13 protein-coding genes are annotated in these 14467 nt (G+C 66.9%); 7 read left to right on the forward strand and 6 right to left on the reverse strand.

All coding sequences use genetic code 11. From position 1 onward, the window contains the following. Window positions 1–97: 97 nt before the first annotated feature. The 6 genes from Q4543_RS06095 (at window position 98) to Q4543_RS06120 (ending at window position 6410) form a co-directional block, all read left to right on the forward strand. Complete coding sequence (locus Q4543_RS06095) at window positions 98–2410, forward strand: mechanosensitive ion channel domain-containing protein (protein ID WP_303436897.1); 2313 nt, start codon at window positions 98–100, stop codon at window positions 2408–2410. A gap of 301 nt (window positions 2411–2711) precedes the next feature. Next, the gene (locus Q4543_RS06100; protein ID WP_303436898.1) at window positions 2712–3521 is read left to right on the forward strand and encodes a transporter substrate-binding domain-containing protein; all 810 of its coding nucleotides are present in this window, start codon (window positions 2712–2714) and stop codon (window positions 3519–3521) included. Between the two features lie 115 nt (window positions 3522–3636). After that, window positions 3637–4281 (forward strand): amino acid ABC transporter permease, encoded by a 645-nt coding sequence (locus tag Q4543_RS06105; protein WP_303436899.1) that lies wholly within the window; start codon window positions 3637–3639, stop codon window positions 4279–4281. Next, entirely contained in the window at window positions 4278–4937 is a 660-nt protein-coding gene (locus tag Q4543_RS06110; protein WP_216003748.1) for an amino acid ABC transporter permease, read from the forward strand. Before Q4543_RS06105 ends, Q4543_RS06110 begins: the two co-directional genes overlap by 4 nt. Before the next feature lies 1 nt (window position 4938). Beyond that, window positions 4939–5724: an amino acid ABC transporter ATP-binding protein gene (locus Q4543_RS06115; RefSeq protein WP_303436900.1), complete on the forward strand. Its 786-nt coding sequence runs from the start codon at window positions 4939–4941 to the stop codon at window positions 5722–5724. Beyond that, a complete protein-coding gene (locus Q4543_RS06120; RefSeq protein ID WP_303436902.1) occupies window positions 5721–6410 on the forward strand; it encodes a UTRA domain-containing protein in 690 nt (229 codons plus the stop codon). Before Q4543_RS06115 ends, Q4543_RS06120 begins: the two co-directional genes overlap by 4 nt. 146 nt (window positions 6411–6556) lie before the next feature. Here the strand turns inward: Q4543_RS06120 and hutI are convergent, their stop codons facing one another. Next, window positions 6557–7729, reverse strand: a complete 1173-nt coding sequence (gene hutI / locus Q4543_RS06125; RefSeq protein ID WP_303436903.1) for an imidazolonepropionase — start codon at window positions 7727–7729, stop codon at window positions 6557–6559. Window positions 7730–7807: 78 nt separating this feature from the next. Between hutI and Q4543_RS06130 the strand changes: the two genes are divergently transcribed. Beyond that, window positions 7808–9124 (forward strand): formimidoylglutamate deiminase, encoded by a 1317-nt coding sequence (locus tag Q4543_RS06130; protein WP_303436904.1) that lies wholly within the window; start codon window positions 7808–7810, stop codon window positions 9122–9124. 7 nt (window positions 9125–9131) lie between these two features. On the opposite strand, the gene Q4543_RS06135 is transcribed toward Q4543_RS06130, so the two are convergent. Genes Q4543_RS06135 through Q4543_RS06155 form a run of 5 tightly spaced genes read right to left on the reverse strand, consistent with a single transcriptional unit; the run spans window position 9132 to window position 14467 of the window. After that, on the reverse strand, window positions 9132–10133 hold the full coding sequence (locus tag Q4543_RS06135; RefSeq protein ID WP_303436905.1) for a LacI family DNA-binding transcriptional regulator: 1002 nt from the start codon (window positions 10131–10133) through the stop codon (window positions 9132–9134). After that, window positions 10130–10702 (reverse strand): protein phosphatase, encoded by a 573-nt coding sequence (locus tag Q4543_RS06140; RefSeq protein ID WP_303436906.1) that lies wholly within the window; start codon window positions 10700–10702, stop codon window positions 10130–10132. The genes Q4543_RS06135 and Q4543_RS06140 overlap by 4 nt, the downstream gene beginning before the upstream one ends. Window positions 10703–10705: 3 nt before the next feature. Then, on the reverse strand, window positions 10706–11773 hold the full coding sequence (locus Q4543_RS06145) for an MBL fold metallo-hydrolase (RefSeq protein WP_303436907.1): 1068 nt from the start codon (window positions 11771–11773) through the stop codon (window positions 10706–10708). After that, window positions 11761–13497 carry an iron ABC transporter permease gene (locus Q4543_RS06150; RefSeq protein ID WP_303436909.1) on the reverse strand — a complete coding sequence of 579 codons (1737 nt, stop codon included), beginning with the start codon at window positions 13495–13497 and terminating at the stop codon, window positions 11761–11763. The genes Q4543_RS06145 and Q4543_RS06150 overlap by 13 nt, the downstream gene beginning before the upstream one ends. Window positions 13498–13501: 4 nt before the next feature. After that, window positions 13502–14467, reverse strand: coding sequence for an ABC transporter substrate-binding protein (locus tag Q4543_RS06155; RefSeq protein ID WP_303436911.1), 966 nt, complete (start codon window positions 14465–14467; stop codon window positions 13502–13504).

Below are 14467 nucleotides of genomic sequence, written 5' to 3' on the forward strand. Positions count from 1 at the left end.
GGAATATCACGTTGGGGCTGGTTTCAGCTGGCGCATGGGCTAAATCGAGCGCGAACGGCGCTTGACGCACGACTGAAACCAGACCCGACGGGACGATATGACGACAGTGAAAACCTGGATCGCGAGCCTGCTGATCCTTGCCAGCCTGATGCTTGGCATCCTCTCTCCAAGCCTTGCTGCTGCGCAGGACACGGCGTCCGAAACGCCGACGCAAAGCAGCCTCGAGCTGCTGCTTGAGGTGATCGAAAACGACGACAGCCGCGCCGCGCTGATCGACGAGCTGAAGGCGGCAACCACCGCCGCCGAGCCGGTCGATGATCAGGTGGTCGACGCGCTGGCCGATGCCGCCGGGCAGAGCGAGCCAGCGGAAGGCACCTCCCTCAGCCGCCGCATCGCCGAAATTACCCAGACCGTGGCGCAGGACATCGCGGCGGGGCTCAGCACCGCGTGGGATCAGATCGCAAGGGCGCCAGCGGTGTTCGACGGCCTTCAGGGCGGCGAGATCGGCGTGCTGATCGAGGCGCTGGAACAGCTGGGCCTGATCATCGTGGTGACGGTGGCGATCTTCCTTGTGCTACGGCGGATCGGCAAGCGCATCTATGCAAGGTTGGGCGCGCGCGCCGAGGCGGCAGGCGCGGTGCGCACCGTGCTGCTGTTCCTGACAACGGCGCTGATCGATGCGTCCATCGTGGTGATCAGCTGGGCGGCGGGTTACCTGATCGCCACCATGTTCATCGGCGGATTTGGCGAGATCGGCATCCGCCAGACGCTCTATCTCAACGCCTTCCTGCTGGTCGAGATGTGCAAGGTCGTGGTGCGGCTGATCCTCAGCCCGGCGGCGGGCAACCTGCGGGTGATGCCGGTGTCGAACGGGGCCGCGAAATATCTGGCGCGGCGGCTGAATTTCATGGTGGGGCTGGTCGGCTACGGGCAGCTGCTGGCGGTGCCGATCGTCAATGCCAGCGTGAATTACGCGGCCGGGCGCGCGGTGTCGGCGCTGGTGGCGCTGATCGTGGTGGGGTTTGCAATCTGGCTGGTGCTGCGCAACCGCCAGCCGGTGGCCGACTGGCTGCAACGCGGCGGCCGTCGCCCCGAAGACATCGTGCAGGAAGCGCGGCTGGAACAGGCCGAAGCGCAGCCGGAAAACACCGCCCCGGATGAATACACCATGGGCACGGTCGAACCGGCGCAGAAACGCGGCGCCTTCCAGACGCTGGCGCGACACTGGCACTGGCCGGCGCTGATGTATCTTGCGGTGATGCTGGTGCTGGTGCTGGTACAGCCCGGAGACGTGGCCTTTACCTCGCTGCTCAATTCGGGTCAGGTGCTGCTGGTGGTGATCGCGGGCATCGCGCTGTCGGGAGCGATGACGCGGGTGATGATCAACGGCGTGCAACTGCCCGAGACCATCAACGCCCGCATGCCGCTGCTGCAACGGCGGCTCAACACCTTTGTGCCCAAGGCGCTGTTCGTGCTGCGCTTTGTGATCTTCGTTGCGGTTGTGGCCTTTGCACTGGATGCCATCAGCCTGATCGATCTGCACGCATGGATGGCCAGCCGGATCGGCGTCGAGCTGACCGGCACGCTGTTCAGCGTGGCGGCGGTTCTGGTGGTGGCCTTCGGCATCTGGGTGGCGCTGACCTCCTGGGTGGATTACCGGATGAACCCGGAATACGGCTCGGTGGCGACGGCGCGGGAAAAGACCCTGTTGTCGCTGCTGCGCAACGCGGCGACCATCGCGCTGGTGATCATCACGCTGATGTTCGTGCTGTCAGAGATCGGGCTGGACATCGCGCCGCTGCTGGCATCCGCCGGGGTGCTTGGCCTCGCCATCGGCTTTGGCGCGCAAAAGCTGGTGCAGGACATTATCACCGGCGTGTTCATCCAGCTTGAAAACGCGATGAATGTCGGCGACGTGGTGAACCTGAATTCGACCTCGGGTGTGGTTGAAAAGCTGACGATCCGCTCGGTGGGTCTGCGCGATGTTTCGGGGGCCTATCACCTGATCCCGTTCAGCTCGGTCGACATGGTCACCAACTATGTGCGCGAATTCGGCTATGCGGTCTGCGATATGGGTGTGGCCTATCGCGAGAACATCTCGGATGTGAAACAGGCGATGCTGGACGCGTTCGAGCAGCTGCGCGCCGATCCCGATCAGGCGGCCAACATCATGGGCGATCTTGAATGGTTCGGGATCAACGCCTTTGGCGACAGCGCGGTGGTGGTGCGCACCCGGATCAAATGCGTTCCGGGCAGCCAGTGGGGCGTGGGCCGCGCCTATAATGGCGTGCTCAAAGAGGTGTTCGACGCGCGCAACATCGAGATTCCCTTCCCGCATCAGACCATCTTTCTGGGCGAGGCCAAGGATGGCAGCACCCAGACGGTCAACATCCGCTCGGACGCATCGTGACGATCCGGGCCGCGCGGGGCATCCTGCGCGGCCCGATAAGCGGGCGCGCAGATTTTATCGCAGAGACTCCTTGATGTCGCATCGCGCCACAGTCAGAGGTTGTGGAAGCCCTTTGTATCTGCTTAAAATATAGGCATTCGCCCGGTCTTGCTTCAAAATCCCGGCTCAGCGTGTTTGTTTTTCTGTCCCTTTGTCGTTGTTCCATTTGTATAGGCATATGAACCTGCCCGCCTGAGGCAGGACAGGAACATCGACCAACGCAAGGCCCCCGCAGATGGGCCGAACAGGGAGTTTCACCACCATGCGCAAACATCTTTTCGCCGCCGCGGCGCTGTGTGCCTCGGCCGTCATGGCCCATGCCGACGCGCTTGATGACGTCATGGCCGCTGGCGTGATGAAGGTCGGCACCGAGACCGCCTTCGCCCCCTTCGATTTCATCGATGCGGGCACCCACACCGGCCTGAACATGGATGTGTTCACCGAGATCGGCAAGGACATGGGCGTCGAGATCGAATGGATCACCCTTGACTGGACCGGCGTTCTGCCCGGCCTCGAGGCGGGCCGTTTCGACGTGGTCGCTGGCCCCGCCACCATCACCGCCGAGCGCATGAAGCGCTACCGCTTCTCCTCGCCGATCGCCGAGGCCACCGTGGCGCTGCTTGCCTGTGCCAAATGCGACATCGAAACCCCCGAAGACATCGCCGGCAAGGCGATCGGCGGCGCGACCGGCACCGCGCAGCTGGCCCAGCTTCAGGAATTTGCCGCAACGCTCGACACCCCGCCCACCAGCATCAGCGAATACGTCTCGTTCAACGAAAGCTACGCCGACATCGCGTCGGGTCGCATCGAGGCGGTCGCCAACTCGCTGCCCAACATCGCCTTTGTCGCCAGCCAGCGCCCCGAAGTGTTCAAGGTCGTGAAGCCCGCCTTCGGCACGCCGACCTATTTCGGCTACCCGGGCCGGATCGAGCCGGAATACGCCACGCTGATGGACAAGATCGACGAGATCCTGCTGGCCATGAAGGCCGATGGCCGCATGGCTGAGCTTCAGGAAAAGTGGTTCGGCACCACCTTCGACATGCCCGACTACATCACCGAGCCCAACATCTAAGACCAACCGGGGCGGCCCTGCGTCGCCCCGCCTGACCAACCGGGGGTGGCCCTGCGCCGTCCGTGCTGACCAACCGCGGGCGGCTTTGTGCCGCCCAGCCTGACCAAGGCCGCGCATGACCTGGAAACTGTTTTCACTGCTGCTCGAGGCGTCGTTGATGACGATCTTCGTCAGCGCGGTATCGATCCTGCTGGGGCTGGTCATGGCGATCATCCTGTCGGGATTGCGCATGTCGGGCAACCGGGCGGCCTATGCCGGAGCGGGGGTGTTCATCAGCTTCTTTCGCGGCGTGCCGCTGCTGGTGCAGCTTTTGCTGATCTTCAACCTGCTGCCGGTCATCGGCATCACCCTGCCCAGCCTTGCCACCGCCATCATCGGTCTGTCGCTGTGCACCGCCGCCTATCAGGCGGAGAACCTGCGCGGCGGCTTTGAGGGCGTCGCCCCCGGCCTGATCGAATCCGCCGAAATGGCCGGGTTCACCAAGGTGCAGAGCTTTATCTGGATCCGCACCCCCATCGCGCTGCGCGTGACCTTCCCGGCGCTGGTGAACGAGGCGATCCTGATCCTCAAGGCCTCGTCGCTGGTGTCTGTGGTCGGACTGATCGAGCTGACCAAGATGGCGCAGAACCTGAGCGCCTCGACCTACCAGCCGCTGCCGATCTTTGCATCTGCTGGTCTGATCTACCTCGCCATCAACCTCGTCGTCGCCTGGATCGGGCGGCGCGCGGAAAACGCCCTGCCCGGATTGCCCAGCCGATGAGCTTTGATTTCGCCGTCATCCTTGCCAAGCTGCCGCAGATCCTGTCGGGGCTGGGCGTCACCATCCTGATCTGGATTGCGGGCACGCTGGCCGCCGCCGTTCTGGGCTTTGTCATCGCCACCCTGCGCCGCTTTGGCGGGCGCCCCGTCGATGTTCTGCTGCAACTGCCCATCGAGGTGCTGCGCGGCACGCCCTTCCTCGTGCAGATCTTCCTGCTGTATTTCGGCGGGCCCTATATTGGGCTGCGGCTGGATCCGTGGGTTGCTGGCCTGCTGGGCATTTCGATCTACGGCGCCGCCTATTACGCCGAGATCTTTCGCGCTGGCTATCAATCGGTGCCGCCGGGCCATGTCGAGGCCGCGGAATGCGTCGGCCTGACGCGCAACCAGATCATCACCGCGATCCTGCTGCCGGAAATGGCGCTGCTGGTGATGCCGCCCTCGATCAACATGGCGGTGATCCTGCTCAAGGAAACCGCGCTGTTGTCGCTGATCACCGTCCCCGAAATGACCATGACCGTGCAGGCCATCGGATCGCAGCAATATGCCTTTGTCGAGGCGCTGGTGATCCTTGCGCTGGTCTACTGGGCGCTGGTGGAGCTCGCCAATTGGCTGGGCCGCCTCGCCGAACGCAACCTTTCGAAGTTGAGCGCCTGACATGTCCGATCCTGCCATCAAGGTTTCCCACGTTTCCAAGCAGTTCGGTGACACGCAGGTGCTGCGTGACATCTCGCTCGAGGTGGCGCCGGGCACGGTGTCCTGCCTGATCGGCCCGTCGGGCTCGGGCAAATCGACGCTGCTGCGCTGCATGGCGTTTCTGGAACAGGCCACATCTGGCAACATCCATATCGAGGGCGAGCCGTTGGGCTTTACCGATGGGCCGGGGCGCAAGCGCCAGTCGCCTGCCGAGCTGCGCCGGGTGCGCTCCAAGATCGGCATGGTGTTCCAGCAGTTCAACCTGTGGCCGCATATGACGGCGCTGGGGAACGTGTCGCTGGCGCTGCGCCGGGTGCGCGGCATGGGCCGGGCCGAAGCCGAAGAGCGCGCCATGAAACAGCTCGACAAGGTCGGTCTGAAAGAGCGCGCGCACCACTACCCGGCGCAGCTGTCGGGCGGCCAGCAACAGCGCGTCGCCATCGCCCGGGCGCTGGCACTGGACCCGACGATCATGTTCTTTGACGAGCCGACCTCGGCGCTGGACCCGGAACTCACCGGCGAGGTGCTCAGCGTGATGCGCGAGCTGGCCGCCGAGGGCATGACCATGGTGGTGGTGACGCATGAAATCGGCTTTGCCGCCTCGGTCGGCAACCGCATTGCGTTTCTCGATGGTGGTCGGCTGCTGTTTCACGACACCCCCGAGGCGGTGTTCGCCGCCCCCCGCGAGCCGCGGTTGGAGCAGTTCCTCGACACCTACCTCGATCGCGGCGCCGCCATGTTGAAATGACCTCTGCCAAGGGAGAGGAGCCAGCGAAATCGCTGCATGATCAGATCCGCGAGGATCTGGAGGCGCATATCCTGTCGGGTGACTGGCCGCCGGGGTATCGCGTGCCCTCTGAACTGGGTCTGGCCAAGCATTATGGCTGCTCGCGGATGACGGTGAACAAAGTGATGACCCAGCTTGCCGGCGCCGGGCTGGTGCTGCGGCGGCGGCGGGCGGGGTCGGTGGTGCTGCCGCAACGCTCGCAGAACGCCGTGCTGGAGATTCACAACGTCAAGGACGAGGTGCTGGCGGCGGGCGGCTGGTACAGCCACGAGATCCTGTCGCGGCGGGTGACAGATGGCGGGGTCGATCTCAGCTGCCTGCACCGCAAGGATTCCGTGCCCTTCTGTTTCGAACACCGGGTCATCGCGCTGGACGCGGTGCCAGATGCGCGCGACGAACCCTTTGCCGATCAGCCCCCCGGCACATGGCTTCTGGCGCATGTGCCGTGGTCCGAGGCCGAAAACGAGATCACCGCCGAAGCCGCCGACGCAGACTCCGCCGCCCGGCTGGGCATCGCCCCCGGCGCGCCGCTGCTGGTGATGACCCGGCGCACATGGAAGAACGGCGATCTGGTGACAGAGGCGCGGTTTGTCTATCCCGGCGGCGGCCACAGGCTGCGGGCGCGCTTTACACCGACTCCGGGATAGGCCGGGCGGTTATCCCGGAATACGCGGCAGGCGCAGCTTGTGGCGCGAATGGGTTATCGGATCAGCCTGTCAGTCCGGGCAGGGCAAAGGGGCGCGGCGGCGGTGTGAGCGGCACCTATGATACCGCGACGGTGCCGGGGGCAGGATTACGCGATCTCTCCGGCAAAGACGCGGTGTTTCAAAGGGTTGAATCCGATGCGCGCCACCAGCTGCGCGGCGCTGTTGGCGTTCCACAGGCAGAAATCGGCAGCCATGCCGGGCGCGATTACCCCCACATCCGCCAGCCCCAGCGCCTGCGCGCCAACGCTGGTCACCCCGGCGAGGCATTCCGGCACCGTCATGCGAAACAGCGTCGCGCCCATGTTCATGGTCAGCAACAGCGAGGTCAGCGGCGAGGTGCCGGGGTTGCAATCGGTGGCCAGCGCCATCGGCACCCCCGCCTCGCGGAAGGCCTGCACCGGGGGCAGGCGGGTTTCGCGCAGCATGTAGAAGGCGCCGGGCAGCAGCACCGCGACGGTGCCAGCCTTGGCCAGCGCGCTGGCGTCAGGCCCGGCGGCGTATTCGACATGATCCACCGACAGCGCCCCGTGCCGCGCTGCCATCCGGCAGCCGCCCTGACGCGACAGCTGCTCGGCATGAAGCTTGACCGGCAGGCCCAGATCGGCGGCGCGCTCGAACAGCGGCTCCAGCTCTTCGGTGCTGAACGCGATGCTTTCGCAGAACCCGTCCACCGCGTCGACCAGCCCGTCTGCATGGGCGCGGTTCAGCCCTTCGATGCAGATGTCATCGATATAGGCGGCGCGATCGGTGGTGCCAGCGGGCAGGGCGTGGGCAGCAAGCCACGTGGTCACCACCCGCACCCGGCGCTCGATCGCAAGGCGGCGGGCGGCGCGCAGCATCCGCAATTCGGTTTCGATCTCAAGCCCGTAGCCGGATTTCACCTCGATGGTGGTGACGCCCTCGGCCAGCAGCGCATCGAGCCGGGGCAGGGCCTGCGCTAGCAGATCATCCTCGCTCAGCGCCCGCGTCGCGGCGACGGTCGAGGCGATGCCGCCGCCCTCGCGCGCGATTTTTTCATAGCTTGCGCCTTCGAGCCGCAGTTCGAATTCGCGCGCCCTGTCGCCGCCATGGATGATATGGGTGTGGCAATCCACCAGCCCCGGCGTCATCAGCGCGCCGCCGCAATCGACGACGTGGCCCGCCCGGAGGCCGGAGCCGACAGCAGTGATGCGCCCGTTTTCGGTCACCACGTCGAGCGGCTCGGCGGTGACGCCGTCTTTCCCGGTCACCACCTGTGCATTTGTCCACAGCGTCTGCATCGCTCTGCCTTCCCTTGAGGGTTCGATAAATATAGACTTTTTGCAGGCAGGCGGAGAAGCCCGCAAGGGGAGAGCAGCATGAAGATCGAGGCAAAGCGGGCATTGCTGCCCGATGGCTGGGCGGAAAACATCTGCGTGACGGTGGCGGACGGGGTCATCGCGGCGGTCGGGCCGGGCAGCGGAACCGGGGTCGATGCGCTGCTGCCCGGCGGGCAGAACCTGCACAGCCATGCCTTTCAACGCGGCTTTGCGGGCATGACCGAAACCCGCGGGCCGGGGCAGGACAGCTTCTGGACATGGCGCGAGATGATGTACCGCTTTGCGCTTGGCCTTGATCCCGAGGGCATGATGGCGATCGCCGAGATGGCCTATATCGAGATGCTCGAAGCCGGTTACACCCGCGTCGGTGAATTTCACTACCTGCATCACGGCCCCGACGGGCGGCCCTATGCCGACCCTGCCGAGATGTCGGCGCGGATCTTTGCGGCGGCGTCGGAAGCCGGGATCCGGCTGACCCATCTGCCGGTGTTCTATGCCCATGGCGGCTTTGGCCGGGCGCAAGCGGGGGGCGGGCAAAAGCGGTTCCTGCACGGGGTGGAGGCGTTTGCCGCGCTGGTGGCGCGCTGTGACGGGCTGGCGCGGCCCGGCGATGTGGTGGGCTATGCGCCCCATTCGCTGCGCGCCGCCGATGCCGATGATCTGGCCGCACTGGCCGAGGCGCTGCCCGGCCGCCCGGTGCATATCCACGTCGCCGAGCAGATGCGCGAGGTCGAGGACTGCCTTGCCATCTTCAACCGCCGCCCGGTGGAATTGCTTTATGAAATCGCCGATGTCGGCCCGCGCTGGTGCCTGATCCATGCCACGCATCTGGCGGCAGAGGAAATCGCGCTGATCGCCCGCTCGGGCGCGGTGGCGGGGCTGTGCCCGGTGACCGAGGCCAACCTTGGCGATGGCATCTTTCCGGCGCAGGCATTCCTTGGGCAAGGAGGGCGCTTTGGCATCGGCACCGACAGCAACATCCGCATCCGGCTGGACGAGGAATTGCGCCTGCTGGAATATGGCCAGCGGCTGACCCACCGGGCGCGCAACCTGCTGACCGATGGCGGCGGCGTCGGCACGCGGCTTTATGCGCGGGCGCTGAGCGGCGGCACGCAGGCGCTTGGCGCGCCAGCGGCGCAGATCGCGCCGGGCGCACCGGCGGATCTGGTGGCGCTGTCCGATCCGCTTGGGTTGGGCGAGGGGCTGATCGAACGCTGGATGTTCGGCAATGATGGTGCGGTCAGCGACGTCTGGGTCGCCGGGCGGCAGGTGGTGACAGAGGGTCGCCACATCGCCCGCGAGCGCGTGGCCGAGGCCTTTGCCCGCACCGTGCGGCGGGTGGTGTCCGAGGCCTGAATGGCTCTTACAGCTGGTCGCGGATCGCTGGGGCGACGCTGCTGCGTTCGACCAGCGACACCGGCAACAGCACCCGGCGCGGCGTGCTGCCTGCGCCGCGCTCGATGGCCGTCAGCGTGGCATCGGTCAGGGTTTCCAGCGATTGGCGGATGGTGGTCAGCCCATGGCTGGCCCAGTCCGACACCGGCGCATCGTCAAAGCCGATGACCGACAGATCGCCCGGCACCTTGCGCCCCATTTCGGCGCGGGCGGTGTTCAGCACCCCAAGGGCCAGCTCGTCGGTGACGCCGAAGATGCCGTCGATGCCCGGCTGTGCCAGCAGCGCGCGAGCGGCGGCGCAGCCGGTTTCGTAGCTGTTTGGGCCTTGGGTCCAGCGGGTGACGCTGCGGCCCGCCTGCGCCATCTCGGCGCAGAAGGCCTCGGCGCGGTCCTGCTTGGCGCTGGTGCGCGAGGCGGAAATCACCACGGCGACGCGTCGGCACCCCGCCGCGATCAGGCGACGCGCCGCGATGCGCCCGCCGCTGGCGCTGTCGGCAAGGATCAGATCGGCTGGCAGGCCCTCGGGCGGGGCGGGCCTGCCGATCAGCACCATATGCGCGCCGTTGCGGGCGCACAGGCGGATCAGCTCTTCGGGCGCCGCACCGGACAGCAGCACCACCGAGCGCACGCGATAATCGAGCAGCGCCGCAAGGTCTCCGTTGCCGCCGCTGTTGAGCAGCAGGCATTGCAGCCCGCGCCGTTGCAGCCCGGCGCTCAGCGCATCGAGCTGCGCCGAGATATAGGGGTTGCCCAGATTGCCGCCGACCACGCCCACCAGATCCGAGCGGGTCTGGTGCAGCGTGCGCGCCAGCCGGTTGACGCGGTAGCCAAGCGCATCGGCGGCCTCGTGAATGCGCTCGCGGGCGGTCTGCGACACCTGCGCGCCGGGGGTAAAGGCGCGCGACACCGCCGAGCGCGACACCCCCGCCAGCCGCGCCACATCGGCAGCCGAGACAAAGCGGCGGCTCATCGCAGCAGGCCTTGCGCCAGCACCTCGCGAGCCAGCGCGATCATCGGCGGCAGCGGGTAGCTGTCATCCTGCCCGCGCAGCGCACGCATCGCGTCCAACGCGCTGTCGAGCGAGGGATAGCGTGCGCGCTGGCGCCAGTGCAGCCACAGCGCCAGCACCCCGACCGAGCGCGACCGCCCGCCCCGGCAATGCACCAGCAACCCGCCGCGCCGATGCCCCGGGTAATGCGGCTTGCCAGCGGTGTAGCACTGGGCCAGCCCGTCGATCAGCATCACCGCGGCGGCAAGCGTTTGCGGCGCATTGCCCGGCCCGTCGATCATGCCGATCTGGTAGCGCCGCATATGGGTGCCATCGGGCAGGATCAGCGGACCGGGAAAGATGTTCATCGCAAGGTTCACCGAGCCGGTGATGTCAGCTTGCGCCAGCGCCGGGGCATCCTCGGCGGCGGTCAGGTTGCCCAGCCACAGCGCGCTGAGGCCGGGGGTCTGCGTGTCCGGAACCGCGAACAGCAGCGGGGTTTCATCTTCGGCGCGCTCAAGGGCCGGGGTGTTGCTGGGTAGGAAATGCATGGATCAGACCTCTAGACTGCTGTCTTGGCACAGGCGCGCCCCCAGCGCCTGCGACAGGCGCGGGGCCTGCGCCAGATCGACAAAGGCGGGCAGGATGCGGCGGGCACCGGTTTGTTCGGCAAGGGAAAGGATGTCGCGCAGCCTTGGGTGAACGTTCCAGCCGCTCCACTGCGCGCGCCCGCTTTCGATCATCGCCCATGCCGGGCTGCTGCGCGGCACATGGCTGGAAAACACGAAGCGAAAGCCGGGGGTGTTGCGCAGCGCCGCCGGAAGCCCGCGTTCAGCATTGGGGCCGGTGGCGATGATGATGTCGCGCGGGCTGGCCGTGGCTGGCGAGACGGTGTCGGGGCGGGTGCCGGTAAGACGGGCGCAATCGTCGGCCACCTCGGCGCAGGTTTTTATGCTGAGGCCGCGCGCGCTTAGCGCCGTCACCATGTCGGCGCCGCGCCCATGCGGCGGGCAGGGCAGGATCGCCCCGTCGGCGCAAAGGCTGGCCAAGGCGTCGATCTGGCCGCGCAGGGCCTCGTCGCGATCGCCGTAAGAGGCATCGGCAATCACCACCTCGGCCCTCGGGAAGGGATCGCAGGGCAGCAGCGGCGCCTCGACGCTGAAATCGCCGGTATAGAGCAGCCCGCCACGAGTTGGCAGCCGCATCCAGATGCCGCCGGGCGCGTGACCGGATCGGCCAAGCAGCAGCGGCAGGCCCAGCACCTCGGCCTCGCCCTGTTCGGGCAGGGCGTGGGCGGCGGGCAGGCGCTGGCCGAGCTGGCGCAGGGTTTCGGCGCTGGCAAACACCGGGGGGCTGCCGATCTCGGGCAGGCGATCCAGCCCGCCTGCGTGGTCTTCATGGGCGTGGCTCAGGATCACCGCGTCGATCCTGCCAGCGCCGCTCAGGTCCGGGCGCTCGCCCGCCTCCAGCCCATCGCCCAGATCCAGCAGCAGGCGGCGGCCCTCCAGTTCGAGCAAGAAGACGGCGGCGCTTTTGCGGCCCATGCCGCTGAGCGCGGTCAGGCGGGCGTTTGCAGCCGCGCTCTGCGGTGCGGGCGCTGAAAATGCGGTCAGTCCCGCCATGGCAACACTCCTTCGGGCAGGCGTCGCCCCAGCAGCAGGCTCAGCCCCATCAGCGCCAGCACCAGCGCCACCATCAGGCAGCCCACGGCGGCGGCAAGGGTCGAAGAGCCCGCCTCGTCGAGAAAGATGATCATCGGCCCGATGGTCTGCGCGCGCGATGACACCAGCAGCACCGAGGTCTGGATCTCGTTGATCGCGGTCATGAACACGAGGATCGCGGCGGCCATCACCGAGGGCGCCAGCGAGGGCAGCACCACGTCGCGCAGCCGCGCAAAGATGCCTGCCCCGGCCAGCTGCGCCGCCTCGTCAAGGCCGCGTTCGATCTGGGCATAGCCGCCAAGGATCGGCCGCAGCGCGAGGGCGAGGAAATTCGACAGGTAGGCGGCAAAGATCACCCAGACCGTGCCGTACAGCCCAGTGCCGATGAACGGCAGGGGGCGCAGGAAGAACAGGATCATCGCCACGCCGATGATGATGCCCGGCAGCGCATAGGCCAGCTCGGAGGCGACGGCCAGCGCCCGCGCCACCCAGCCGGGCCGCCAGCACAGCACATAGCCAAGCGCCACCGCCACCGGGATCAGCACCGCCACCGTGCCCAGCGTCAGCAGCAGCGAGGTGCCAAAGGCCTGACGGATGCCATCGTGGTGAAACAGCGCGTTGGTGAAATTTTCCAGCGTCACGGTGTCGCGCGTCAGCGGCTGGCCGACGCCGCGCACCAGCGCCGTGCCCAGCAGCGCCGACAGCGGTAGCGCAAGGCAGGCCAGCAGATAGGCCCAGGCCGTGGCCTCGATCGGCAGCCGCCAGCGCCCCAGCGCGCGGCGCGGCGGGCGGCGGGTGGCATCGACGCGCTGGTCGCTGCGCCGCCCGAGCCATGCGGTGAGCGCCATGCCAAGCACTGTCAGCCCGGCCAGCAACAGCGCCAGCAGCGCCATGTCATTGAGCGCCGAGGAGCCATAGGAATTGAGCTGCCGGTAAATCAGCGTGATCAGCGTCGGCACGCGGGCCGGGATGCCCAGCATCGCCTGAATGCCGAAATTGCCGATCGACGAGACAAAGGCCAGCGCCGCCCCGGCAAAGATCCCGCCCCGCGCCAGCGGCAATACGATGTCGCGGATCAGTGGAAAGCCGCGCGCGCCTTGCGCCTGCGCCGCCTCGAGCATCGACGAGGGCACCCGGTAGAGGCTCGCGCGCACCGACAGGAACACCAGAGGCGCGTTATACAGCCCGAGCAACAGGATGATGCCGCCCATGGAATACAGCGGATGGCGGGTGCCCGCAGGCAGCGCAAGGCCAAGCGGGCCAAGGATCGGAGAGGCGGGCGAAAACGCCTGAATCCACGCCAGCGCAATGACTTGCGGCGGGATCATCAAGGGCAGCACGAAGCCGAAAACCCACAGCGTGCGCGCCCGCATGTCGCTGAGTGCGCTCAGCAGCGCCGCCAGCGTGCCGACGACGGTGGCCAGCAGCGTCGCGGCGATGGAAATCCATATGGTGTTGAGCGTCGCTTCGAAGATCCGGCGATTGCCGAGGATCTCGACGATGCGCGTCGCGTCAAACACGCCTTTGGGGAACAGCGCCGCGTAGGCCAGCCGGCCCAGCGGCAGGATCGACAGCGCGCCCACGAACAAGGCCAGCGCGATCAGCAGGCCGCGCTCGCCGCGCAGGGCTGCCGGCAGACGAAGCGCCCGCAGGGGGCGCTTCGCAAGGCTATGTGCGAGGGGCACCTGATCAGAGCCCGAAGATATCGGCGAACTTGGCGCGCACGTCTTCATTGGCCGTCACTGCCGCGTCGGCATCGTAGCCAAGCAGGGTCATGTCCTCGAGGGCGGGAAAGCCTTCGGGCGCGGCGACGCCGGGCAGCAGCGGCAGGTTGCCTTGTTCGGCGACCAACTTCTGGGCCTCTTCCGAGAGCAGGAAGTCGATGAACAGCTTGGCTTCTTCCGGGTGCTCGGTGCTGGCCATGATCGCGGCGGGTTCGGTGATGAAGCTGACGCCATCGTCAGGCACGATGTAATCGACGGGCGAGCCGTCGGCCTTGGCGCGCAGGGCGTTGCCATCGACGATCAGCGCGTATTTGACCATGCCGGTGGCGACGGCGTTGGTCGCTGGGCCGTTGCCGCCCTCGGGCACGATGTCCAGATCGTTCAGCCCTTCGTAGAACGCCCAGCCGACATCGGAATTGATCAGCGCGTGCAGGTGGTTCAGCGCGGCGCCCGAATACAGCGGCGAGGGCACGGCGATCTGGCCGCGGTTCTCTTCGCTCAGCAGCTCGGCCCATGTCGAGACCGGCTCGGCGATGTTGGTGTTATAGGCGATGCCGGTGGTCAGCGCCTTGGTGCCAAAGAAGGTCATGTCGGGGTCATAGGTTTCGGGCGCATAGGCTTGGATCGGCGCCTCGGGATAGGCCATCAGGTGGCCGCCGGCCTTCAGCTCGCCAAGGTTGATCACGTCGGCCACCAGCAGCACGTCGGGCTGGATCTGGCCGGCCTCGATTTCTGCGCGCATGACGTTCATCAGCGCCGAGGTGCCGTTGCGGGTCCATTCGACGGTGATGTCGGGATAGGCGGCCTCGAAGGCATCGACGGTCTGCTGGGCGATCTCAGGCGCCTGGCTGGTATAAAGGGTGAGGGTGGTGTCGGCATAGGCGGCGCTGGAAAGCAGCGCGGCGGCAAGCGTCAGGGAGAGGCGCATCAT

Origin of the sequence: Salipiger sp. 1_MG-2023, assembly GCF_030547555.1 — a bacterium.
Classification (GTDB): Bacteria; Pseudomonadota; Alphaproteobacteria; order Rhodobacterales; family Rhodobacteraceae; genus Salipiger.